The sequence below is a fragment of the Peribacillus sp. Hz7 genome, from assembly GCF_042136355.1.
Taxonomy (GTDB): Bacteria; Bacillota; Bacilli; order Bacillales; family DSM-1321; genus Peribacillus; species Peribacillus asahii_A.
Genome location: NZ_JBHHJV010000020.1, coordinates 1 through 23,217, shown reverse-complemented (window position 1 = coordinate 23,217; position 23,217 = coordinate 1). Strand labels below are relative to the sequence as shown.

Genomic DNA, 23,217 nt, shown 5'->3' with positions numbered 1-23,217 from the left:
CCACTCCTTAAATTTTTATAGGAAGTGGTTCTTTCTATATAATATAAATTATTTACATGACTACTTCTCAAAATGGTAGGAAATAGCCGTAGCTATTGACTTAAAAAGCTTACATCCTGCCGCCCATAAGGTGATAATAGCTTTAACTTAGTGTGTTATATCGAGTTTTTGGCTAATCAAATGTGTAGCATTCTTAAGAACTTTTCCTTTAGAACGTATTTAATAAATTCCCCATATGAACTTTATTCAAATGCCAAGGAAAAATTAGAATCCATTTTCCACTAACCATTTCATAATGCTTTCTTCTCTTCCCCTAATATCGTCATGCTGCGCATCGTATTTACGCATTTTCTTCTGTGCAACAATATTTCCATCTACCATAAATAATATTCTTTCAGTTTTTGCTGCCACCTTTGCATCATGTGTAACGAGCATGATGGTTGTTCCTTTTTTATTAATCTCTGCTAGAATCGACATAATGTCTGCTGACGATTTGGAATCTAATGCTCCGGTCGGTTCGTCTCCAAATATGATATCCGGATCATTTATCAATGCTCTGCAGATGGCGACTCTCTGCAGCTGGCCGCCAGATGCCTGAGTGATAGTATTATCTGCAAGCATGTAAATCCCTGTCATTTCCAACAGTTTCTTTGCTTTTTGATACACTGCATTTTTATCCGCATCTTTTGATACAAGTCCAGGAAACATAACATTGTCAATCAATGACAGATTCTTTAATAGATTAATATCCTGAAAGATAAATCCCATGTGATTCAGCCGGAGCTTCGCTAATTCTTCTTCTTTTAGTGTGCCGATTTCACTATCTTTAAATTTCATACTGCCGGAAGTAATTCTATCCATACCGCTTACATTATATAGCAGCGTTGTCTTCCCGCTTCCGGATGGCCCCATGACCGATACGAATTCACCTTCTTCTATCTCCAAGTTTACATCCTTTAAGATATGAAGCTCATTATCTTTTCCTAATTCTACTTTTTTGTTCATACTTCTTGCTTCTAATATTTTGCTCATATATACACCTCCAAAGTCCGATATTTAAACCGAAGTCTATACCGCAGAGGCTCCTCGGAATGCCTTACTTTTCAAGAATCTGCATTCCATCTTCGGGAATATACCTCAACCGCGACCTTTTTCATCCGTTCTAACTTCTTAAAACTGTAGATAAATCATCTTCTACTGTTACCTTACAGCACACAGAAATAGTAAATCCAACGACTACAATCATTGCTAACGGACATAGCAGCCAAGTCTGCCATGCAACATTAACTAATTCAATTTTTGCGGCTCCCATAGAGGACATGGCCATACTTACAAGAAATTCCCCTAAATAATTAGAAGCCAGCACTCCAACTATGATTCCCAATATGAGTACCATCATAGTTCCTGCCATATATTGATGTTTAATATTTTTAGAAGTTAATCCCACACTTCGCATGATGGCAATCTGAGACATATCCTTTGATAATAACATCCGAAGGAATAATGCAGTTATCAATACAGCAATGATTACTGCTATTGCGATTCCGCCTATAACAATCAGGCTCATCTGATCAGTGATATTTCCAAGAGTCTGCCCAGTATATTCTTTGATATCATTTACCTGCGCAGAATCGTAAGCATTCTGGTAGTAGTCCATTTTTTCACTAATATCAACGCCTTTGGCCATATCCATGCTCACAATATACCAAAGAACGGCCGCTTCATTTACCCCAAGACTCGTATGCGCCTTTGCTGTTTTTCCCCCATTTGTAATATCCTGATAAATACCCGTGACTGATAAAGTCTGTTCTTCCCCGCCAATCCTGACGGTTACTTCATCTCCTACTTTCTTGTTTAATCCGTCTTTTGCGGCATTGGCAAAGGAAAGCGAGATTTCTCCCTCACCCTCCGGTGCTCTGCCTTCCAGATATTTTAATGGAAATACGGAAAAATCTCCGATTTCAATATTAATATAGTCCCAGGAACCTTCCGCGTTTTTGACCTGGTAGGAACTTGTGATGTAGGCCGCATACTTTTCGATATCCGAATCATTTTTCAACTCTTCCTGCAGTTTTATAAAATCTTCTGTAATACTATCAGTTCTTCGAAGATCGATTCTCATGTCGTATTCCCCTATTCCCATATATGTGGAAAACTCCGATGAATTCATGGTGTTATAAATATTTAAGGGGAGTATGACAATAAACGTACATACGATAAAAATACCAAACAGCAACCTGTATAATTTGAATCGTTTCCATACATCCCTCAGCCCCATGTACATATTAGTGCTGAAGAATTTGTTCTTTACCAGCGGGAAACTGTACTTTCGTTTCTTTCCGCGCTTCATGATATCTGAACGTAAAGCTTCCGCCGCAGAAATCTTGTCGATTCTTTTCAGTACTTGCTGGCAGTACATCACAATCATGAAATATACAAGTAATGGAGCTATAAGCGATAGTACATATTTTAAGCTGCCTGATAAATCGGAAGATATGTAAAGTCTCATATTACCGTTTAACAGATTTACCGCTGCAAAGGAAAGCAGATAACCGATAATGCCGGCTGCTACTGAGATGACTCTGTATTTGTTAAGATGGACCTTTTTTATATCTTTTTTGGATATCCCCATTGCTTTCATAACACCGATTTCTCTAATATCTTCATCAATCGTCGCCAGAAATGTTAGTCTGATACAGAGCGAAGCAATCACAAGAAGCAGAACACTAATAAATATAATAACAATCGCAACTGCCATATCTGACATGGCATTAAACATCGTAAATATCTTTCCCTCGATTATAGGACCGTTTGCCGGAAGACCCGCTTCGATATAGGCAGTCTGAATAGCAGCAGAATCCCCGTTTTCATACAGCTTGAATTCAATCAGATATTCCAGTTCCCCGGCCTGCATTTCAAGCATTTCATCATAGTCATTCTGATTTATCACAAACCGTTTCGAAGAAGTAAGGGAAGAGTTCATCTCAAAATCTCTTGCATAATCTGAAATGACAAACTCTTTCTCATACCCGCCGCTTTTCACCGTAATCGTATCACCTATTTTTAAGTCATGTTGTTCCATAAAATAGATGGGAACAGCCACTTCACCTACCTTTACATCCAGCTTTTCATTATCCAGATCCAATATAAAATCAAATTTCTTATTCTGTACAACAAATGAAATGTCCTGTATAGTTCCAGCCATCGTTTGATTTTGACCAAAATGAATATTGCTTCCATCAATATTCTGAAGAACCATCGTCTCCTGCATTGCTATATGGTCACGGTATTGTTCTGTGAATTGGTCGATTTCTGCCTGGTCATATTCTCCAGCATGCATCACCGTAATTTCAGCTGGTACTGCACTCTCCTGAAGATCTGACATCGCCTGAATCAGATTAGCAATGTTATTAATGGCACTGGCTGCCAAAATAACTGCCATCGTGATAAATACAAATACTGTCATCGTTACAATTTTGTTTCTGAGAAAATCATTCTTGATTATTTTCAAAAACATTATTTTTCTCCTTCCTGCATCGATAAAATTTTTTCTATTGTATCCTTGTCTCTATCAATCTTTGTCATTTCTTCAGAGGAATAACTCCCATCTACTTTTTGAATTGATAATATTCTTACATGCTGGCTTCTTAGTAAACTTGACCTGAGTGATTATTAAACTTACTAAAGCAATCATACAAAATGTAATTTATTGGGTATACCTGCTTAAGCCTAATTATTTACTAAGCCCTCAGTCGTATTTTAGTAAACTAACTATGGGAATATATTAGAAAATAACGGAAGTGAAGGAAGGCAGTGTAAGAAGTAACAATTGATTCAACTGCAACGGACAATCACGAAGAGCTAATTGATGAACTAATGGGTACATAGGGTCAAGATTGGGAATTTAACTCAAACATATTGATAAGCAATGGGTCTAGTAATCTTTATCATTTGATTAAATTACAAAGAATGTATATCTCCATGTAACTCAAGAAATGAAAAAAGAAGCTTCCCATAAGCTTGGTCAACTTATGAGAAGCCTCCTTTAATTTACCTCAATGTTAGCATTTCACTTTTTACTTAAGTAAAACCCTTAAATATCAAGGGTTGGAGCGGCAAATTACATCATGCCGCCCATGTCAGGCATTCCAGCAGCACGAGTAGAGTTCAATGCATCTTCAATACGAAGTTTGCGTTCTTTTAATTCTGTTTCGGTAGCCGTACCAACTTTGATAACCGCTACACCACCAGCTAATTTAGCAAGGCGTTCTTGTAATTTCTCACGGTCAAATTCAGAAGTTGTTTCTTCTAATTGAACGCGGATTTGGTTTACGCGAGCTTGGATTGCTTCTGCGTTTCCAGCACCTTCAACGATTGTTGTATTTACTTTTGTAATAACAGTCTTGGAAGCCTGTCCTAAAGATGAAATGGCAGCATGATTTAGGTCACGGACAAGCTCTTCAGATTGCTCCAGTTGAAGCCATCATCATGAGTAGGACTGGCCACTCTCTGCCACGCCGTGGTTCTCCAAAGCTGCTTCCAGCAGCAATTTTTTTCTGTAAACAATCCTGGAGAGAGATACACTTACTTCATAAAGCACAAGCAATGGCACGATCACCAGAACATCGGAAATTAAATCCGGTGGAGTGATTAGAACGGATATAACACTCAGGCAAAAATAGGAAAGCTTCCTCGCCTTGGCCAGCCTAATTGGATTAAGAATCCCCAGTCTCGTTAAAAACATGACAACGAGCGGCATTTCAAACAGAAACCCAAACGGCAGTGTAAGGTTAATCATGAACCTAAAATATTTTTCAGCCGTAAACATCGTTTCAAATTGCCCGGCTGACAGATTGGTTAAAAATCCGAGCACAATTGGAAACAGCACGAAATATCCAAATGAAACCCCTAAAATAAACAACAGGAATAGTCCAGGAATAAACCTTAATGTAACCTTACTTTCTTCAGGATTCAGCGCCGGTGCTACAAATCGCCAAGTCTGGTAAGCAGCGACCGGAATAGTTGCCGCGATTGCAAATACTGCAGCAATCATCATGTAAACCCAAAGGATGTCACTTGGACCAAGGATGGCCAGTTTCCCATTAAGATCCCTTATGAGCCACTGATAAATATCTTGGACAAAAATAAAACTGATGATTAGAAAAGCAATAAATGCCAGTAACGTCAAAATGATTCGCCGGCGAAGCTCCTCTAAATGATCAGCCAAATTCTGCTCTTTGTCTTTCATCCCAGAAGCCTCCTTTTTTATGAGAAAAGCGCAAGCGGCGTATCGCCTGGGGATCTCCAACCGGGATAAAGGAAACACGAAGAGCTCAAGCGTTCGATGTTGACTTATCGTAGGGCGGAGAGCGAAGGACACTAGCCGCTAGGGCGCTGGAACTGGACAATTCTCAAAGTCAAAATTTATACTTTCATATTAGCCAAAGAAAGAGAGCGGACAGGCGGCGCCGCCAGCTCTCTTTCTATTAATTTTCCTTTTTCACAGCGGTTAGCTCAGGTCTTTTCGCCTCCTCTTTGTTATCATCAGATACTAATTCCTTTGCGGCACTTTTAAATTCGGTTAATGTACGGCCAAATGCACGGCCGATTTCCGGCAGCTTAGAAGGTCCGAAAATAATAAGAGCGATAACGAGTACTAAAATTAACCCTGGAATACCAATATTAGAAAGCATTTAGGTTCATCTCCCTTTTTCAAGAAAATGGCAGTCAGTTGGTATTGCAGCGTTCTTTCTGCCATTTCCCCTGTTCCTTCATGTTTTGCTTAAGTTTAATTAGAAACTGCTTCGCGTTTGCGTTTTTTCTCCATTTGCTTCTGATGCGCACGGTCATGGGCACGATGACGGTCTTCTTCCACTTCACTAGACATTTGGACACCCATAGGCACCGTAGTAGTAGCTACTTCCTTCAGACCTTGCTGATTTTTTTGAAAAACAAATGATGCTCTTGTGGAGATATCGGCTCCAGGCTTGGTCACGAATGGAACAACACGATAATCGGCACGCCATTGTTCCGGAGTGACCTGGCAGCGAACGTAACCGCGGTAATTATTAAAGAATTTGATGTGCGGGTTGTCCGATAAAGTTTTCTCCGTATCTGCACGCACATCTGAGCCATCTCCTCCTGATGTGATTGAGGTTCCGACAAACTCCGCTCCAAAAATGGGGGCCTCCGGATTGTTGTAATCAGTCGTCAGGTTCGAAGCCCAGCTTGCATGGACATCTCCAGTTAGAACAATTATGTTGTCGATGTCTCTGCCGGCAACAAAGTTGGTAATATGCTGGCGTGCGGCCGGATAGCCGTCCCAGGAATCCATGCTGAATTTTGGTGCTGTGCTGGACCCTGATTTACGCTCTGCAAAGAAAATCTGCTGGGCAAGGACATTCCATTGGGATTTCGAGTTTCCCAGATTATCGAGCAGCCATTTTTCCTGCTCTGGTCCAAGAAGAGTCCGGTTTGGATCCAAGGATTCTGCTGTATGTGCTTTCGATCCATCGCCATTTGCTTGATCATCACGGTATTGACGAGTGTCAAGAACATAGAAATTTGCCAAATCACCATAGCTAAAATCGCGGTATAATTGCATGCCGCCATCGTGAGGCAATGAAGACTTGCGCAGCGGCATATGCTCGTAATAGGCCTGGTAAGCAGCGGCACGGCGCTTGATAAATTCTTCAATCGATTGGCCTTTTTCAGGAATAACATTGGCGTAGTTGTTCTCTACTTCATGGTCATCCCAAGTCACAATCCACGGGAAAGCAGCGTGTGCAGCCCTAAGATGTTCATCTGAACGATACTGGGCATAGCGGTTGCGATAATCTTCAATCGTAATGATTTCATCGCCACGATGGGCACGCACATTGCCTGTTGGCGATAGATATTCGTTTGTACCGTATTCATATATGTAATCTCCGAGATGGAACACTAGATCAAGATCCTCTTTTGCCATATGCTTGTACGCCGTATAATAGCCGTGCTCAAACTGCTGGCAGGAAGCAAAAGCAAACGTCATGCTGGCTACGCTGGTGCCAGGCGCCGGAAGGGTTTTTGTTCTTCCAACAGGGCTAAGTTCATTTCCGCTCTTGAAACGGTAATAATATACGGTATTCGCCTTCAGGCCGCTTACTTCAACGTGGACAGAGTGTGCAAGGTTTGGTGAGGCATGTTCTGTTCCCCGTTGAATGACGTTGCGGAAGTTTTCATCGGTCGCAAGTTCCCATTGGACCGGAACGATATGAGACAACATTCCCCCGCCATTTAACGGATCCGGAGCCAGTCTTGTCCACAATACAACACTGTCAGATAACGGATCACCAGAGGCGACACCAAGCGTAAAAGGATATTCCTTGAAAACCGGAGCAGCCTCTACCTTAAATCCACCCATTGAATTAGCGATAGCCAGTCCCAGGGACAATCCTGCAATCTTTCCTGCACCTTGAAGGAAGCTGCGGCGGTCAACATTCTTGTTCAAATTTTCTTGGGTAAAATTTCCTACCAATTCGTCCAAAGATCTCTCATTCGTCATGATTCTCTTCTCCTCTCGGATTGAATTTCTTAACCACAACGTTGATTATAGTGAATATTTGTTAATCGGTTGTGAATATTTGTAAATTAAGGAGTTAGCCCGATAGTAAAGGATAATAAAATAGTAGATTGGGCTTTCAGCTTATAAGAGGATATTTTTCACAAAAACAGGTAATCAGTTTGCTGTTCAACGGGAATTTTTCCCGATTATTGATGGTCTTTTTTTCCTGTTTTTTTTAATGTTTTCTTCAAAGGAAATTTACAAACTGGAATTCTGTACATCCGTTTCTCTAATGCTGAATCATTACTAAAGAAATCATACAAAAAAGATCTACTCCAAATAGAGTAGATCTTTTCGTGTCATAAGCGGATATTACATCATGCCGCCCATGTGGTTTCAAAGTGTAATATGTTTAACAACAGTAGAAAGAAACAGCATGAAATCAAAGTTTTGCTCGTGCTAGCTGTAACATCTTTAACTTGGATTTAACATAATTTATTATATTTCGTTAGCAAAATGTTAGCAGATATTCGATATGGAATTACTCACAAATCAACAAAGCGATGCAAATTCTACATGCATCGCTTTGTTGCAATGATTACACACTCTACATGACTTGTAGAGACCGCAAACAAATTGATGTAGAAGTTGTTTTTACCGCTCAATTTTTGTTTAAACTCTTTGACATAAAAGTACTAGCATATGAACAATCCTTTTTACATTGTGTATCATCGATAATAAAAAAGACAATTGGACGCGAATCACCAGCTTTGGACTGAGATCTTTTAATTTGAATGATTGTTAATCAATTTTCTGCTCTTGCCGCTCGTATTTGGCTACTCTTTGCAATTTATCTAAATCCACCTTACGATCCCATACTTTTTTTGCATTTTCTGTAATATAGGGATAAAGATATTGATCAACGACCACCTGATAATCCAGGTCATCAAGTAAATTATACGTACGAATTTTTATGGTTTTGTTATCAAGGGTGTCAATGACTATATCATTGATTAAATTCAGTGGATTTCTTACTAAATCGATATTCCGGATATTCTTAATATAAACTGTACCTTTCTTCGACTTAATCGTACCATTTTCACCTTGGACAATCGTTAACAGGACCTTTCCTGGAATAAAACCTGGAAGTGACCAGAGCGTTAGGTAAAGGTAAAAAGGAGTAAAGATGAGACCACCACCAAGGTAAAATAAAGAATACTTGGACTCAAATTTCAAACCGTGTATGATTAAGAAAAAACAAGCAATTAAAAAACCTACAGTCGCAAGAAACGTCCACCCGTACATGAACTTTGACCCTTTTATCTGAATGGCGTTATTTTCTTTCTTAACGTTTACCAAATAATGCACCTCCTTAAGCTGGAAGAATCTTGTTGGTTAATAATAGTTGATTAATAGATGCCTCATTTGCTCTCTGAATACTCAGGTCAAGGTTGTTGTCCCTTGTAACTAGCCAACATTCATTCTTTCCTGGAATCATAAAATAAAGATCTTTTAGGTCAGGGTTATTCTCTGAGTCATACGTTAAGCTTACTAAACTATCCATTTTACCGTTTCTATTCGAAATATCATTTAAAAACTCTAAGATACTAGTAGACTCTCCCTTTTTACTTACCCACTTCTGAACAATTGACTCCGGTAAAGAATGAGATTGACTTACATCTTCTAAAAGTTCTTCAAATTCTTCACTTTTTAACTGAAGAATAACTTCACCTTGCTTTTCTAACGTATGGAAATGGAAAAAACCGCTTATAACTGAAAGGATTTCTTCTTTCGGCAGCTTAGAAATAGAGTGAACTTGATGATCGTACAATACTTTATGTAAATAGACCTCTCCATTTTTAAAATGAAAGGAAATACTATCTTCTCCATTTAAGTCTGGCTGATGTTTAGAAGCCTTTACGGTACTTTCTGCATTATTCAATGTATGAATATAGGCAGCAAATTCATCTTTTAACTTATATTGATTATCTACTTCCTTTAACATATCTTTTGCTAACAAAGAGCGAGAGGCAATTTCTAGCATTAATTTCAACTCGGCATCTTGAAGCGTTGGAAAATAGGCTCCCTTAATCGACATTCCTTGTTCAAATAAACCTTCACTATAAAATGAAAAAAGTAACTCTTCAATACTTAATTGAATGGTATTCATATATCCTCCTTAAAAAAATGAAAATTTATCCTCAAAAAAATCTTTTGCTCCATCGGCAAGGGAACTCGCTGTTTCTTTTGCTTTCGATAATCCCTTACCGATTTCTCCCACCTTCCCTATTGGGTCAGCAATAGTATCCTTAATTTGATCATTTACGAAATCAGCACCTTTATTAACACCTTCAACAACTTTCCCAGCTTTCTCCAAACCACCTTTAATCAGTTCAAGCCCATCATGTATAGGTTCTTTAATGACAATCGCTGCTTTCTCTGCTATCCCTGCCGTAAGTTTAGCCGCTTGCTCTCCAACAAGTCCTCCTACAAATGAACCTGCAGCGGCTCCTACAACCGTACCGACTGGGCCTACTAAACTTCCTAGAGCACCTCCTACGAATGCTCCCGCAATGGAACCTCCAGAAATCGCTACGGTATTATTCACTGCATTTCCTACCGCTTTTGCATTTTCTCGCTTTAAGACCTCTGGATTATTTCCATATTTCGCATAGTTTTCGGAAATTTTCAGTCCCATTCCGCCTGCTTCCATTACTCCTGTTACTAGTACTGCACTAACAGCGTTGGTTTTGGCAAATTTCGCTCCCGTCTGAAGAAATGATTTAAACGTTGTAGAGTCCAATGCTCGATGCTTAATCCCTTCAAATAATGCCTTTGAACTATCTGTATACTTAACAACATCACCAGGAAGATATTTAGCAACCTTTTTGTGAACTAAATCAGCAAATGGAACATCTCTATATTTTTTCAATAAAAAGGTTGGATTTAAATAGGCTCTTGCTACATTACGAAATTTGGAATTATCGACTACATCTGTTAGTTTATTTAGGGCATTCATATGTTTATACATATAGACATCATCACTATTTTTGATAAATTGCGTAAAACCTAGCCCATAAAATGCCAGCTGTTTTGATACTAAAGCACCCATCGCAGTGAGCGCTCCATACTTCTCATGCAGTTTATAAAGTTGACCGACTAAGTTATCAGCATCGGAAAATTTATTGGCGGTCATTCGAAGGTCGATCTCCATTTCACTCAGAAGGTCAACTAATTGATTTCCTGTTCCCCACGGATCTCCTACTTGATAAAAACAATGACTATACTCTGCTGGAGCACTGCTAATTAGGTTCACTAGTTCCAAATGAAGACTCTTGTATTCTTCTTCAATTTTTGACAAGTACGAGACAAACTCATTTGCTAAATCTTCTAAACGATCTGGGTCTACTGAAATTTTATTCCCCACTGCATCATCCTCTTTTCTTTTCCTTTATGAACTATTTTATCTATATACTATGAAAAAAGTGATGTCCTAATAGAATAATCTGTAAAGGCAGGATAAATAGGTCGACACAACCCGGTACCCAATTTTCATCCATTCCTTGCTTACCGTCATCTTCTTTTTTCTTTCCTTGTCTCTACTTATTACGAGCCATTTTAAACCTCTCAAAACAATTATCATTATTGGCAAGTACAGTTGTAAAACTTTAGCGGACATAAGGTAGACTTAAAAAAGAGTGATTATTTGATGTGCCAAAACACCAAATTGAATGAACAAAATAAAAAAACCACCGCAGCCGGGGAGTAAACTACCATCTTTATTTTGCTTATTCTTATCCGGAAGAATCCAGCCTTCCTCTTCCAAACTTTTACGATCCCTATTCTTCGGTTTCATATGACACCTCTTTATATCCTTCATTCATTTTGTTTCTACTCATCCTTCATACAAGCAAGCCGCTCTAATTCTCTTTGTCTTTCAATCTCTTCTCTCACTCTGTCAACATCATTTGCTGCGCTTTCTAATTCTCTACTTATTTGATAAAGATTGTCTGAATGTCTTTGAAATAGGACAGCTGCTTCATCTAGTATTGAATCAAATTTTTTCCGGGCTTCGCCAGCCCATGTCTCCGTATTTGTATGTATACTCTGCATTAATTTTGATTCATCTAATTTTAACTCCTCAGAAGATTCCTGAAACACTTTTGTTAATGCTCTGACTTTATCCGAATTCATCTTTTCACCTCATTATTGAGTCAACGTACTTTTTCTCTATTTATTCTCAAATACCATTTTAATACAACAATTCCTTATTATAGATAAGTAAATGTTACTATAATTACTAAGTCACTTCCATAGGCCCCCAGTATTAAAATAAGAAATAGATATAGGAATAATGTTTTGTTTTATTAACATAACGAGTGTAGTTGGCAAATATGCCATGATATAACGAGGAAAACTGGAATTTTCCTCATGCAGAGGAAGAAGGTTTATCCATTTCTGCCGTTAAAAATGAAGGTGGTTGGAAAGCTATAGAAGTATTCGGTTGAGGAACTTTTGAGTAATAGATGAATTGAGACTTGCAGTTTCATTCAGGAGGGGAACAGTTTGGTTCCTTATTTAGGCAAAACAACTCTCTTTTGAAACTAAAAGATATCACAGCCAAAAGATATCAGGATGCTTTAAATGATTTAAAAGAAAAAGGATATGCTGATAACACATTGGATGGTGTACATCGCACCGGAAGAATGATTTTCAAGAAAGCAATTGAGATGAGAATTATTAAAAAGGATCCAACAGAATTCGCTTACCTGAAGAAACATAGAAAAACCATTGAGGAATTAGAGGAACAAGAAATCCCTAAATGTATGGAAAAGGAAGAGCTAGCGTTACTATTGCAAACATCTGCTCAAAAAGGATTAGATTTGGATTACTTAATCTTCCTGACTCTTTCCTATACAGGGATGCGTGTTGGTGAATTAGTGTCGCTTAAGTGGAAAGACATTGATTTTGAAGAACATACTATCAGTATTACTAAAACGTACTATAACCCAAATAATAACACGATTGAATATCAATTAGTGCCACCTAAGACTAGAAGATCTAAACGGAGCATAGTCGTTGATGAAGATGTTATTGTAGCTCTTAAGGAACGATTGAGTGACGTTTATCATGATGAAGGATTCATTTTCGCTAAGAAAGACAGACAACCAGGCTACCCTATTTTCATTAAGACCGTTGAAAACAGAATGGCTCGATTATTGAAGTTAGCCGGTCTAAACACAGAGCTTACTCCCCACTCTTTACGCCATACTCATACATCATTACTCGCAGAAGCTAGAGTAGGATTAGAAGAGATTATGGATCGGTTAGGCCACTGTGATGATGAAACAACCAAAAACGTTTATCTGCATGTAACGAAAGAAATGAAAAAAGAGGCTTCTCATAAATTTGGTCAATTAATGAGAAGCCTCTAATCAGGCAAGAAATGTTAGCATTTCAATTTACCTTTATTCAAAACCCTTATATATCAAAGGTTCTAGGGCGTTATTACATCATGCCGCCCATGCCGCCCATACCGCTCATGTCAGGCATTCCAGCAGCACCAGCAGGTTCTGGCTTGTCAGCAACAACTGCTTCAGTTGTTAAGAACATAGCTGCAACAGATCCAGCGTTTTGTAGAGCTGAACGAGTTACTTTCGTTGGGTCAACGATACCAGCTTCGATCATGTTTACCCACGCACCAGTAGCTGCGTTGAATCCAGTTCCAACCGCTTCACCTTTAAGGCGCTCAACGATAACAGATCCTTCAAGACCAGCGTTGTGAGCGATTTGACGTACAGGCTCTTCAATCGCACGAAGAACGATTTTCACACCTGTTGCTTCGTCGCCTTCAGCTTGAAGCTCAGCCACTTTATTGTATACGTTAAGAAGCGCTGTACCACCACCAGCTACGATACCTTCTTCAACCGCAGCACGAGTAGAGTTCAATGCATCTTCAATACGAAGTTTGCGTTCTTTTAGTTCAGTTTCAGTAGCTGCACCAACTTTGATTACTGCTACACCACCAGCTAATTTAGCAAGGCGTTCTTGTAATTTCTCACGGTCAAATTCAGAAGTTGTTTCTTCTAATTGAACGCGGATTTGGTTTACGCGAGCTTGGATTGCTTCTGCATTTCCAGCACCTTCAACGATTGTTGTATTTTCTTTTGTTACAACAATTTTAGAAGCGCGTCCTAATGATTGGATTGTAGCAGATTTCAGATCAAGACCTACTTCTTCTGTAATTACTTCTCCACCAGTAAGAGCTGCGATATCTTCAAGCATTGCTTTACGACGATCACCGAATCCAGGAGCTTTAACTGCTACTGCATTGAATGTTCCGCGAAGTTTGTTCACAACAAGTGTTGCAAGTGCTTCACCTTCAACGTCTTCAGCGATGATTAATAATGGTTTACCTTGTTGTACAACTTGCTCAAGTACAGGAAGGATTTCTTGAATGTTACCGATTTTCTTATCAGTAATTAAGATGTACGGATTATCAAGAACTGCTTCCATTTTATCTGAATCTGTTACCATGTATGGAGATGCATATCCACGGTCGAATTGCATACCTTCTACAACATCTAATTCAGTTGTGAAACCTTTAGATTCTTCGATTGTGATAACACCGTCGTTACCAACGCGTTCCATTGCTTCAGCAATTAGTTTACCAACTTCTTCGTCAGCAGCAGAAATTGCCGCAACTTGTGCGATAGATTCTTTGTTTTCAACTGGTTTAGAAATCGCTTTTAACTCTTCGATTGCAGCGTTAACCGCTTTTTCGATTCCTTTACGGATACCCATTGGGTTCGCACCAGCTGTTACGTTTTTCAATCCTTCACGAATCATTGCTTGAGCAAGAACTGTTGCTGTTGTTGTACCGTCACCAGCTACGTCATTTGTTTTGCTTGCTACTTCAGCAACCAATTTTGCACCCATATTTTCGAATGCATCTTCAAGCTCGATTTCTTTTGCGATTGTTACACCATCATTTGTAATAAGCGGTGAACCGAATTTTTTCTCAAGAACGACGTTGCGTCCTTTTGGTCCTAATGTTACTTTTACTGCATCTGCAAGCGCATCTACACCACGAAGCATTGCGCGGCGAGCTTCTTCACTAAATTTAATTTCTTTAGCCATGTATAAGTACCTCCCTAATCATTTTTCATTAAAATTTTCGTTCAGTTAAGTATTGTTGTATAATTAGCCAATAATTGCTAAAATATCGCTTTCGCGTAAAATTAAGTATTCAGTACCCTCGTACTTGACTTCCGTACCAGCGTATTTTGAGAAGATAATACGATCGCCTTGGGCAACCTCTAAAGTAACACGTTCGCCATTTTCAAGAACACGGCCTGTACCAACTGCTACGACCTTACCTTCTTGTGGCTTTTCTTTTGCTGTATCTGGAAGTACGATACCGCTAGCTGTTTTTTCTTCTGACTCAACTAGTTCAATAATAACGCGATCACCTAATGGTTTTAACAAGTGAAACAACCCCCTCAAATTCTTATGATTAACTGTTTTGAATTATTAGCACTCAACACCTGTGAGTGCTAACACAATTATTATATTAAATAAATCATTCCTGTTTTGCAAGTATCTTCATCAAAAATTTTTACATTAATTTTGATAATAGATTCTCATACTAAAAGTAGCCCTACCCATTCTATTAAATCCCTACAACAAATATGATTGAATAGCACCTATAAAAGTGGAGTTATTCAATATTTTTTGATACCATTTTCACTGTACCTATGCATGAATGATTTCACTTAAAGGAGAATTATTTTTGAGAAAAGAATACTGGTATGTCATTATTACGTATCTTGCCATGCAGCTCTCTGGATTTATTGGACTGCCGCTCTTTATGTTCATTGGAAAAACGTTAGGAGTACCTAGTGGAGAATTGAGATTAACAGCTTTTGCTTACTGGTCCATTTTTAGTTTTTTATTAGCTCTTCTGCTTACTCTCTTTTTCATGCGACATGATATGAAAGAATCAGCACTCACTCGCGATAAAGCGTCCATCTCCCTTTCTACCTTTTGGGCAATATGTGGAGTCTTTCTCGCTTTCTTTGCACAAAGTATCGCGATTACAATTGAACAGTGGATTGGCATTCAAACTCAATCAGCGAATACGCAAGAAATTTTATCTGTCATTGATAAGATTCCATTAATGATAGTAGTGAGTTCTATTATTGGTCCCATATTAGAAGAAATTATTTTCCGAAAAGTTATTTTCGGTTCCTTATATAAGCGATTTAATTTCTTTATTGCAGCTTTGATTAGCTCCATCATTTTTGGTTTAGCACATATGGAACTAGAGCATTTGTTATTATATTCGGCAATGGGCTTTACCTTCGCTTTCCTTTATGTACAGACGAAACGAATTCTAGTCCCAATTATTGCTCATGTATCTATGAATACATTCGTTGTCATTTTGCAAATGTATTATGAAGACATCCAAAATTTCATGCAAAATATGCAAGCTTTCATCGGAGGATTTTTATGAGACATCAATCACCTTTAAAACTAAGCATTATTTATATATGTTTAGGTATCGTATTCACTGCTTTCGCCATCCAAACTGTCACATCATCAGGTTGGGGATTCTTTGCTTATTTCCTTATCTTTATTGCTACATTGGACTTCGGCTCCGGTATCCGAATGCTTTTACTACATGTAAAAATAAAATCGATTCAAAAGAAGAAATAAGCAGCTGTCATCAGCTGCTTATTTCTTTGGCTATGTTAGACACTGTTCATCTTCAACTCATGTACACGGTTTCATATGCATGAACCAAAAATCGTTTCATTAGCCTTAAGAATATATTTATTTATTTATTTATTGGTATTCCATCCTCTATATCAGCGGTTTCTTCTTCTAATACTGGATAATGTTTCAGGAAGTAAATCAATGACTGTAATTCAACAGCCAAGTCGATATGATGAATTCTAATAGAAGAAGGTACATTTAATCGTGCTGGGGTAAAGTTTAAAATTCCTTTTACTTGAGCAGCAATTAAACGATCTGTAACGGGCTGAGCCACATGCGCTGGAATGGTTAAGATTGCAGCTGTAACATGCTCTCCTTGTAGACGGCTCTCAATTTCATCCATATGATAAATCGGAACATTGGCTATATTCGTACCGACTTTTCTTTCATCCACATCAAAAGCCATACTAATTTTTGTATTATTATTTTTCAAGAAATTATAATTTAAAAAAGCAGTACCTAGATTCCCTACACCAATTAACGCTACTTTCGTCACTTCATCTTGATCCAATGTTTTTCTAAAAAATGATAATAAATAATTAACATTATATCCATATCCTTTTTTTCCAAGTGCGCCAAAGTACGAAAAGTCACGACGTATCGTTGCTGAATCTACCTTAACAGCTTCACTCAACTCTGCTGAAGAAACCCTTTGTTTCCCAGAGGAATGTAGGTTTTGTAAAAATCGATAATACAAGGGTAGTCTTTTGGCCGTAGCCTGCGGTATTTTTAATTGTCCTTGATTCATTATTCTCCCTCGCTTTCACACGCGCTTTTCAATCTATTCTTCTGCCTATATTCCATAGAAGCATGATATGCATTCAAAATATCACTGATAACGCTTCCATTCCCAACTTGCTCGTTCTTCTAAAAACAATGGGGACTCTGTCATCTTACTCTTAATAAACTGCACTATGTTCGAAAGTGTACAATCTTACGTTATAATATCCCTATTATAAATCATACACCATTATTCCACATAATGTAACATCTTGTTTTGAAACGAAATAACCATTCTATTGCCGATAAGTTCAATGATACGGTACACTAAGAAGAAAAGCTTAAACGTCTAGAGTCAAAAAACAGTATATCTGAAAACTGATAGACGTTCTATAACAATTTGTTCGGGATAATGCTACCTGAGGTGAAATTCATGATTTTATTACAAGTTAATCAAGTATCTAAATATTACGGAGCGGAACTCATTCTATCGAATATGAAGCTCGAAGTTCAACATAAAGACCGGATTGCTCTAGTAGGTCGTAACGGTGCTGGGAAATCTACACTATTAAAAATTATTGCTGGACAGTTGTCTTATGATGGTGGAGAAATTATTCAACCAAAAGGGGTCACAATCGGCTATATGGCCCAAGATACAGGCCTTGAATCAGAACTATCCATCTGGGATGAAATGTTAACCGTATTTAACCATCTCATTTCACAAGAGCAAACCTTACGCCAATTAGAAGAAAAGATGGCAAATCCAGATATTTTCTCTAATGAAGCCGTTTATCAAAAAGTACTGAGTGAATATGATGCCCTGCAAGTTCAATTTAAAGAGTCCGGCGGCTATCAATATGAAGCAGATATTCGCTCTGTTTTGCACGGGCTTCAATTTGGCAGCTTTGACCCTTCTACACCTATCTCCACCTTAAGCGGGGGTCAAAAGACAAGACTGGCCCTTGGTAAATTACTTTTAACAAAACCAGATATTTTAATCCTGGATGAACCGACAAACCATCTAGATATTGAAACACTTTCTTGGCTTGAACAATATTTACAAGGCTATCAAGGTGCTGTACTCATTGTTTCTCATGACCGATACTTCCTTGATAAAGTTGTTAATCAAGTATATGAAATCTCACGACACTCAATGAAAAAATATCACGGCAATTACAGCTCTTATTTAATCAGAAAAGCGGAAGATTTCGAACGAGATATGAAGCAATTTGAAAAGCAGCAAGAAGAAATTGAAAAGCTGCGTGATTTTGTCCAACGAAATATTACACGAGCTTCTACCACCAAACGAGCACAAAGCAGACGAAAACAGCTTGAGAAAATGGAGATTTTAGATAGACCCCAAGGCGATCAAAAATCCGCTTCTTTCTCTTTTCAAATTGAGAAGCAAAGTGGAAATGAAGTGCTGCAGCTAAACGAGCTGGCAATTGGCTATCAAAACGAAAAGGTTGCCCAACACATTAACGTTCGAATCACAAAAGGCGAAAGCATTGCACTCGTCGGTCCGAACGGGGTCGGCAAATCAACACTATTAAAAACAATTATTGATAAGATGCCTGCTCTTTCAGGTGACATTCACTTTGGCACAAATGTTCAGATCAGCTACTATGATCAAGAGCAAGCGAACCTCGTTTCCAACAAACGAGTACTTAACGAATTATGGGATGAACACCCCTTGAAGCCGGAAAAAGAGATACGCACCGTACTTGGAAACTTCCTATTTAGCGGGGATGACGTTTTAAAAACAGTCTCTACTCTTAGCGGCGGTGAAAAAGCACGACTTGCTTTAGCAAAAATGATGATGGAAAAAGGTAATTTTTTAATACTCGATGAGCCAACAAACCACTTAGATCTCGATAGCAAACTCGTCCTTGAAAATGCTTTAATCGATTATCCAGGAACATTGCTTTTCGTTTCACATGATCGATACTTCATTAACCGAATTGCAACGAAGGTCATTGAACTCTCTAAAGAGGGCAATGTAGAGTTCCTTGGAGATTATGACTACTATGTTCAGAAAAAACAAGAACAAGCGGAACATGAAGCACTCGAACAACAACAAACCCAAAGTAAACAACCAGAGCAAGTAACGGATAAAAACAGCTACATCATTGATAAAGAAGCGAAAAAAGCAGAGCGCCAACGCAAGCGCCGCATTGAGGAGATTGAAGGAGAAATAGAAAGATTAGAAGCAGATATTGAAGAGTGTAATCAGCTTCTTTGTGATTCTGAAGTATTTCAAAATCACGAAAAAGTGATAGAAATTCAAACAAAGCTAGAGCAGGCACAAGCAGCCCTTGATCTTCTATTAGAAGAGTGGGCAGAGCTGGATATATAAAGTGAAACTTCCGTCAGCGGGGGCTCTTACTGCCCATTAAGTATGAGATAAATATAGATGTTAAGAAGGTCGACCTTTTATTTAAGTCGGCCTTTTTCTATATCCGCATCTTAAAGCATTCGTTTCTTACTAAAATAAACTTTATCCACAAAAATATACACAACCTTCTCCTTTTCATTCAAGCTTTATTCGAACTTTTCCACATTATCCACAAAAATTATGCTACTTATCAACAAAAACGCAAGTTATTCACATTCAATTTTTAATTATCAGACTTTTTTATCCACAGATACAATCCAAATCACTTTTATGAATAAGTAAAGCAGAGCTATATACATAGCTCCGCCGTATCAACCCTTATCAATATATGTGCACATTCTTAAAAAGCCTCAATATCTAATCCTGGGTTTCCATTTAACGCTAAATTAGAGCGTTTTCCTTTTTCGAATAAAATGCTTCCTGCTGCTCCAATCATTGCCGCATTATCTGTACAAAGACTAAGCGGAGGAATAATTAATTCTACTTCCGGCACTTCCTTAAAAGCCTCAGTGAGCGCAGCACGCAGCCCTTTATTAGCTGCTACTCCCCCTGCTAGTAACAATTGCTTTACACCGTATTCTTTTGTTGCAGAAATCGTTTTTGTCACTAATACTTCAATTACACTTTGTTGAAAGCTTGCGGCAAGATCTTCGGGTTTAATCTCCTCGCCGCGTTGCTCTGCGTTATGAAGTGTGTTAATAACAGCCGATTTTAATCCGCTAAAACTAAAATCGTAACTTCCCTCCAGCCACGCACGAGGTAACTTAATGGACGGTGTTCCTTCATGTGCTAATCTATCAATATGCGGACCGCCTGGATAAGGTAAATTCAATGTTCGCGCTACTTTATCATAGGCCTCGCCCGCAGCATCATCACGAGTCTCACCAATGACTTGAAATGAGCCAGACTCCTTCAATAACACTAATTCTGTATGCCCTCCTGAGACAACAAGTGAAAGCGCTGGATATTGAATCTCTTGAATCAAACGGTTTGCATAAATATGTCCTGCAATATGATGCACACCAACTAATGGAATTCCATGTGCAAACGCAATCGCCTTAGCTGCATTTACACCAATTAATAAAGCTCCAACTAATCCCGGCCCTTCAGTCACCGCAATGGCATCTATATCTTCATACGTAATATTCGCTTGTTGTAATGCTTCTTCAATTACTATTGTAATTTGTTCAACATGATGGCGAGAAGCAATTTCAGGCACGACCCCACCAAATCGCTTATGACTTTCAATTTGAGAAGCCACAACATTGCTTAATATATCCGTTCCGTTTTTTATCACGGCTGCAGCCGTTTCATCACAACTTGTCTCAATACCTAATATAATTTGCTCTTGTTTCACGAGAAATTCACCCACATTACATATGCATCTTCACGATTATCAGTATAATATCCTTTACGGATACCACCTTTTTGAAAACCTAATTTTTCATATAAAGAAATTGCAACTTCATTACTCACTCGAACTTCTAATGTCATCCGAACCACACCTTTACTAATCGATATTTCAATCATCTTCAGGAGTAGAGCTTCACCTAATTTTTGCCCTCGATATTCAGGTAAAATCGCAATATTCGTGATATGTGACTCATCTAATACAATCCAAGCACCGCAGTACCCTACAACTTTACCGTTATCCTCAATAACTAAATACACTGCATACTGATTATGATCTAGCTCATTATAAAAAGCTTCTCTACTCCACGGCAAAGTAAAAGACTGTCGTTCTACTTCTAATACTTGATCAATATCTTCTCGATTCATCAGCCGAAACGTCATCGTTTTACTCATTGTTATCGTTCGCTTTCATCATTTTTTGGTTCTCCTGCTGTTCAAGCCACTTTGCTTCGGCTTCAGCCATACGTACATAATTCGGAACAAACAAGTGAATGTCTTCTTCCTCTTTATCTTTTCCAAGAAGAGCTAGCTCACTTGGTCTTGGATTATACAAAGAAGGCGGAACAAACACCGCTAGCTCCCCAAGCACCTCACTAAGCGCTTCACGATGAATTTCTATATCTTGTCCTATAAATAAAATAGGACGATTCCACTCTTTAAGACGGGCAGCCCATTCTGACGATAAGATATTGCAATCTGCCACAATTTCTTTCAATTGCTCATTCTCATCATACTCATATAAACCGGTATACACTTGTCCCCGCCTTGCATCAAATAATGGTGAAATCAATCCGTTAAAGTAGCGACCATTAGCAGCTAAAGCTTCTAAGCTCGAAATCGCTGATAATGGAATATTTAATGTCCAAGCTAATGTCTTCGCAATGGTTACACCAATTCGAACACCGGTATAAGATCCAGGTCCTTTCGCTACAACGATTTTATCTAACTCTTTTGGCAGGGTGTCACAATCTTTTAACAACGTCTCAATAGCCGGCATAACCCGAACAGAATGATTTTTCTTTAAATTAGTAATGTACTCGCCAATGACTCGATTGCCATCGATTAAAGCAATACCTAGCGTAAAATTAGACGTATCAATAGCTAACACTTTCATTCTATAATCTCCTTACACAACTGGACGTAACGATCTCCATGAGCTTCTATGACAAATCGGCGACTATATTCGTCTACACGATAAATATAAATAACTAAAAGATTCTCTGGAAGTTGATTTTTAATTAAATGAGCCCATTCAACAACGGTAACACCTTCACCTTCAAAATACTCATCAAATCCTAAATCTTCTTCCGCCTCACTTACACGATACACATCCATATGATATAGCGGTAAACGCCCATGATATTCTTTAATAATCGTAAAAGTAGGACTATTTACATTTCGCGTGACCCCTAGCCCCTTCGCTAACCCTTTTGTAAAAGCGGTCTTGCCTGCTCCTAAATCACCCTCTAAAGCTAATACATCTCCACCTTTAAGATGTTCTGCTAACCGACCTGCAAAACGAGCAGTCTCTTCTTCACCTCGTGAAACCCATTCAAATTGCTCCATATCTTAATCACCTTTATGTAACTAGTTATTTAAATAAGATTAGAAAAACACGACTTACCGTCAATCATGGTGAAAGTCGATGTCCCTTCCTATATACTATCGTCTGTTTACTATAAGTTCTAATAGTATAAAAAATCCTTAGGACCGTTCTCCTAAGGACAGAAAACATTCTATATGTAGTTTACCTGTTTTTTCATCAAGAAACAAATACGAAAATAATCATGCTGAAAAACCAAAAAAACGAAACAATGTTTCGTTTTTTTGGTTTGATTGCGGGGACAGGATTTGAACCTGCGACCTTCGGGTTATGAGCCCGACGAGCTACCGGACTGCTCCACCCCGCGACGATAAAAATATTGATATTTTGCTTATGCACCTAATTTTGTGTCGACTGTTTCTTCCCCTTCTAGAATTTCAGGATGAGGATATGTCGAAACAACTTGATGATAATATATAGTATATACTCTTTTTATAAAAAATATACACAAAATATATAGCTTGGCGACGTCCTACTCTCACAGGGGGAAACCCCCAACTACCATCGGCGCTGAAGAGCTTAACTTCCGTGTTCGGAATGGGAACGGGTGTGACCTCTTCGCTATCGTCACCAAACAATATAAGGAACGTTGTTCCTTCAAAACTAGATAATAAGAAAGCATTGCGTATTATCAAAACAATAGGTTAAGTCCTCGACCGATTAGTATCAGTCAGCTCCATGTGTCGCCACACTTCCACCTCTGACCTATCAACCTGATCATCTTTCAGGGGTCTTACTAGCTTGCGCTATGGGAAATCTCATCTT

At 38.5% G+C, this 23,217-nt stretch carries 20 protein-coding genes, 1 tRNA gene, 2 rRNA genes and 2 pseudogenes; 4 read left to right on the top strand and 21 right to left on the bottom strand.

The window, feature by feature from the left end; all coding sequences use genetic code 11:
• Positions 1-264 precede the first annotated feature (264 nt).
• The 11 genes and pseudogenes from ACE199_RS19335 to ACE199_RS19285 form a co-directional block, all read right to left on the bottom strand.
• Positions 265-1,032, bottom strand: a complete 768-nt coding sequence (locus tag ACE199_RS19335; RefSeq protein WP_375351216.1) for an ABC transporter ATP-binding protein — start codon at positions 1,030-1,032, stop codon at positions 265-267.
• Positions 1,033-1,162: 130 nt separating this feature from the next.
• Positions 1,163-3,517 (bottom strand): ABC transporter permease, encoded by a 2,355-nt coding sequence (locus ACE199_RS19330; RefSeq protein ID WP_375351215.1) that lies wholly within the window; start codon positions 3,515-3,517, stop codon positions 1,163-1,165.
• Positions 3,518-4,150: 633 nt separating this feature from the next.
• Positions 4,151-4,465, bottom strand: a pseudogene (gene groEL / locus ACE199_RS19325) (chaperonin GroEL); the annotation flags it as partial.
• A 21-nt stretch (positions 4,466-4,486) separates the two neighbouring features.
• Positions 4,487-5,248: a twin-arginine translocase subunit TatC gene (gene tatC, locus ACE199_RS19320; RefSeq protein ID WP_375351214.1), complete on the bottom strand. Its 762-nt coding sequence runs from the start codon at positions 5,246-5,248 to the stop codon at positions 4,487-4,489.
• Between the two features lie 238 nt (positions 5,249-5,486).
• Positions 5,487-5,693: a twin-arginine translocase TatA/TatE family subunit gene (locus ACE199_RS19315; RefSeq protein ID WP_127758817.1), complete on the bottom strand. Its 207-nt coding sequence runs from the start codon at positions 5,691-5,693 to the stop codon at positions 5,487-5,489.
• Positions 5,694-5,788: 95 nt separating this feature from the next.
• Entirely contained in the window at positions 5,789-7,543 is a 1,755-nt protein-coding gene (locus ACE199_RS19310) for an alkaline phosphatase D family protein (RefSeq protein ID WP_375351213.1), read from the bottom strand.
• A gap of 801 nt (positions 7,544-8,344) precedes the next feature.
• Positions 8,345-8,902: a DUF5381 family protein gene (locus tag ACE199_RS19305; RefSeq protein ID WP_375351212.1), complete on the bottom strand. Its 558-nt coding sequence runs from the start codon at positions 8,900-8,902 to the stop codon at positions 8,345-8,347.
• 13 nt (positions 8,903-8,915) lie between these two features.
• Positions 8,916-9,713, bottom strand: a complete 798-nt coding sequence (locus ACE199_RS19300; protein WP_375351211.1) for a hypothetical protein — start codon at positions 9,711-9,713, stop codon at positions 8,916-8,918.
• Positions 9,714-9,722: 9 nt separating this feature from the next.
• A complete protein-coding gene (locus ACE199_RS19295) occupies positions 9,723-10,970 on the bottom strand; it encodes a glycine zipper domain-containing protein (RefSeq protein ID WP_375351210.1) in 1,248 nt (415 codons plus the stop codon).
• Positions 10,971-11,231: 261 nt separating this feature from the next.
• The gene (locus ACE199_RS19290) at positions 11,232-11,399 is read right to left on the bottom strand and encodes a hypothetical protein (RefSeq protein WP_157831085.1); all 168 of its coding nucleotides are present in this window, start codon (positions 11,397-11,399) and stop codon (positions 11,232-11,234) included.
• 35 nt (positions 11,400-11,434) lie between these two features.
• Positions 11,435-11,737 (bottom strand): WXG100 family type VII secretion target, encoded by a 303-nt coding sequence (locus tag ACE199_RS19285; protein ID WP_268572502.1) that lies wholly within the window; start codon positions 11,735-11,737, stop codon positions 11,435-11,437.
• 398 nt (positions 11,738-12,135) lie between these two features.
• On the opposite strand from ACE199_RS19285, the pseudogene ACE199_RS19280 reads away from it, so the two are divergent.
• Positions 12,136-12,978: pseudogene (locus tag ACE199_RS19280) on the top strand (tyrosine-type recombinase/integrase); the annotation flags it as partial.
• Between the two features lie 73 nt (positions 12,979-13,051).
• Here ACE199_RS19280 and groL read toward each other — a convergent pair.
• Positions 13,052-14,683 (bottom strand): chaperonin GroEL, encoded by a 1,632-nt coding sequence (gene groL / locus ACE199_RS19275; RefSeq protein ID WP_375351208.1) that lies wholly within the window; start codon positions 14,681-14,683, stop codon positions 13,052-13,054.
• Positions 14,684-14,746: 63 nt separating this feature from the next.
• On the bottom strand, positions 14,747-15,031 hold the full coding sequence (gene groES / locus ACE199_RS19270; protein ID WP_119118294.1) for a co-chaperone GroES: 285 nt from the start codon (positions 15,029-15,031) through the stop codon (positions 14,747-14,749).
• Positions 15,032-15,335: 304 nt separating this feature from the next.
• Between groES and ACE199_RS19265 the strand changes: the two genes are divergently transcribed.
• Both ACE199_RS19265 and ACE199_RS19260 read left to right on the top strand, forming a co-directional pair.
• Positions 15,336-16,058 (top strand): CPBP family intramembrane glutamic endopeptidase, encoded by a 723-nt coding sequence (locus tag ACE199_RS19265; protein WP_375351207.1) that lies wholly within the window; start codon positions 15,336-15,338, stop codon positions 16,056-16,058.
• On the top strand, positions 16,055-16,261 hold the full coding sequence (locus ACE199_RS19260) for a YdiK family protein (protein WP_127758811.1): 207 nt from the start codon (positions 16,055-16,057) through the stop codon (positions 16,259-16,261). Before ACE199_RS19265 ends, ACE199_RS19260 begins: the two co-directional genes overlap by 4 nt.
• Positions 16,262-16,382: 121 nt before the next feature.
• Here ACE199_RS19260 and ACE199_RS19255 read toward each other — a convergent pair whose 3' ends face one another.
• Complete coding sequence (locus ACE199_RS19255) at positions 16,383-17,069, bottom strand: redox-sensing transcriptional repressor Rex (protein WP_375351206.1); 687 nt, start codon at positions 17,067-17,069, stop codon at positions 16,383-16,385.
• 405 nt (positions 17,070-17,474) lie between these two features.
• Here ACE199_RS19255 and ACE199_RS19250 point away from each other — a divergent pair, with 405 nt between their 5' ends.
• Complete coding sequence (locus ACE199_RS19250; RefSeq protein WP_375351205.1) at positions 17,475-19,397, top strand: ABC-F family ATP-binding cassette domain-containing protein; 1,923 nt, start codon at positions 17,475-17,477, stop codon at positions 19,395-19,397.
• A gap of 379 nt (positions 19,398-19,776) precedes the next feature.
• Here the strand turns inward: ACE199_RS19250 and tsaD are convergent, their stop codons facing one another.
• The 7 genes from tsaD to ACE199_RS19215 form a co-directional block, all read right to left on the bottom strand.
• Positions 19,777-20,793 carry a tRNA (adenosine(37)-N6)-threonylcarbamoyltransferase complex transferase subunit TsaD gene (gene tsaD / locus ACE199_RS19245; RefSeq protein WP_375351204.1) on the bottom strand — a complete coding sequence of 339 codons (1,017 nt, stop codon included), beginning with the start codon at positions 20,791-20,793 and terminating at the stop codon, positions 19,777-19,779.
• Positions 20,790-21,242 (bottom strand): ribosomal protein S18-alanine N-acetyltransferase, encoded by a 453-nt coding sequence (rimI, locus tag ACE199_RS19240; protein ID WP_127758807.1) that lies wholly within the window; start codon positions 21,240-21,242, stop codon positions 20,790-20,792. Before rimI ends, tsaD begins: the two co-directional genes overlap by 4 nt.
• Positions 21,235-21,963: a tRNA (adenosine(37)-N6)-threonylcarbamoyltransferase complex dimerization subunit type 1 TsaB gene (gene tsaB, locus ACE199_RS19235; protein WP_375351203.1), complete on the bottom strand. Its 729-nt coding sequence runs from the start codon at positions 21,961-21,963 to the stop codon at positions 21,235-21,237. The genes rimI and tsaB overlap by 8 nt, the downstream gene beginning before the upstream one ends.
• Positions 21,960-22,415 (bottom strand): tRNA (adenosine(37)-N6)-threonylcarbamoyltransferase complex ATPase subunit type 1 TsaE, encoded by a 456-nt coding sequence (tsaE, locus tag ACE199_RS19230; RefSeq protein ID WP_375351202.1) that lies wholly within the window; start codon positions 22,413-22,415, stop codon positions 21,960-21,962. The genes tsaB and tsaE overlap by 4 nt, the downstream gene beginning before the upstream one ends.
• Before the next feature lie 270 nt (positions 22,416-22,685).
• A tRNA-Met gene (locus ACE199_RS19225) sits at positions 22,686-22,759 on the bottom strand.
• A gap of 152 nt (positions 22,760-22,911) precedes the next feature.
• Positions 22,912-23,027, bottom strand: a 5S ribosomal RNA gene (gene rrf / locus ACE199_RS19220).
• A 65-nt stretch (positions 23,028-23,092) separates the two neighbouring features.
• A 23S ribosomal RNA gene (locus tag ACE199_RS19215) occupies positions 23,093-23,217 on the bottom strand; the annotation flags it as partial.

What these genes read in the sequence shown, in the direction of transcription:
- ACE199_RS19335 (WP_375351216.1), bottom strand. Translation starts at nt 1,032, where the DNA reads ATGAGCAAAATATTAGAAGCAAGAAGTATGAACAAAAAAGTAGAATTA.
- rimI (WP_127758807.1), bottom strand. Translation starts at nt 21,242, where the DNA reads ATGAGTAAAACGATGACGTTTCGGCTGATGAATCGAGAAGATATTGAT.
- tatC (WP_375351214.1), bottom strand. Translation starts at nt 5,248, where the DNA reads ATGAAAGACAAAGAGCAGAATTTGGCTGATCATTTAGAGGAGCTTCGC.
- tsaE (WP_375351202.1), bottom strand. Translation starts at nt 22,415, where the DNA reads ATGGAGCAATTTGAATGGGTTTCACGAGGTGAAGAAGAGACTGCTCGT.
- ACE199_RS19255 (WP_375351206.1), bottom strand. Translation starts at nt 17,069, where the DNA reads ATGAATCAAGGACAATTAAAAATACCGCAGGCTACGGCCAAAAGACTA.
- ACE199_RS19315 (WP_127758817.1), bottom strand. Translation starts at nt 5,693, where the DNA reads ATGCTTTCTAATATTGGTATTCCAGGGTTAATTTTAGTACTCGTTATC.
- groL (WP_375351208.1), bottom strand. Translation starts at nt 14,683, where the DNA reads ATGGCTAAAGAAATTAAATTTAGTGAAGAAGCTCGCCGCGCAATGCTT.
- ACE199_RS19285 (WP_268572502.1), bottom strand. Translation starts at nt 11,737, where the DNA reads ATGAATTCGGATAAAGTCAGAGCATTAACAAAAGTGTTTCAGGAATCT.
- ACE199_RS19310 (WP_375351213.1), bottom strand. Translation starts at nt 7,543, where the DNA reads ATGACGAATGAGAGATCTTTGGACGAATTGGTAGGAAATTTTACCCAA.
- ACE199_RS19250 (WP_375351205.1), top strand. Translation starts at nt 17,475, where the DNA reads ATGATTTTATTACAAGTTAATCAAGTATCTAAATATTACGGAGCGGAA.
- ACE199_RS19330 (WP_375351215.1), bottom strand. Translation starts at nt 3,517, where the DNA reads ATGTTTTTGAAAATAATCAAGAATGATTTTCTCAGAAACAAAATTGTA.
- ACE199_RS19290 (WP_157831085.1), bottom strand. Translation starts at nt 11,399, where the DNA reads ATGAAACCGAAGAATAGGGATCGTAAAAGTTTGGAAGAGGAAGGCTGG.
- ACE199_RS19260 (WP_127758811.1), top strand. Translation starts at nt 16,055, where the DNA reads ATGAGACATCAATCACCTTTAAAACTAAGCATTATTTATATATGTTTA.
- ACE199_RS19300 (WP_375351211.1), bottom strand. Translation starts at nt 9,713, where the DNA reads ATGAATACCATTCAATTAAGTATTGAAGAGTTACTTTTTTCATTTTAT.
- tsaB (WP_375351203.1), bottom strand. Translation starts at nt 21,963, where the DNA reads ATGAAAGTGTTAGCTATTGATACGTCTAATTTTACGCTAGGTATTGCT.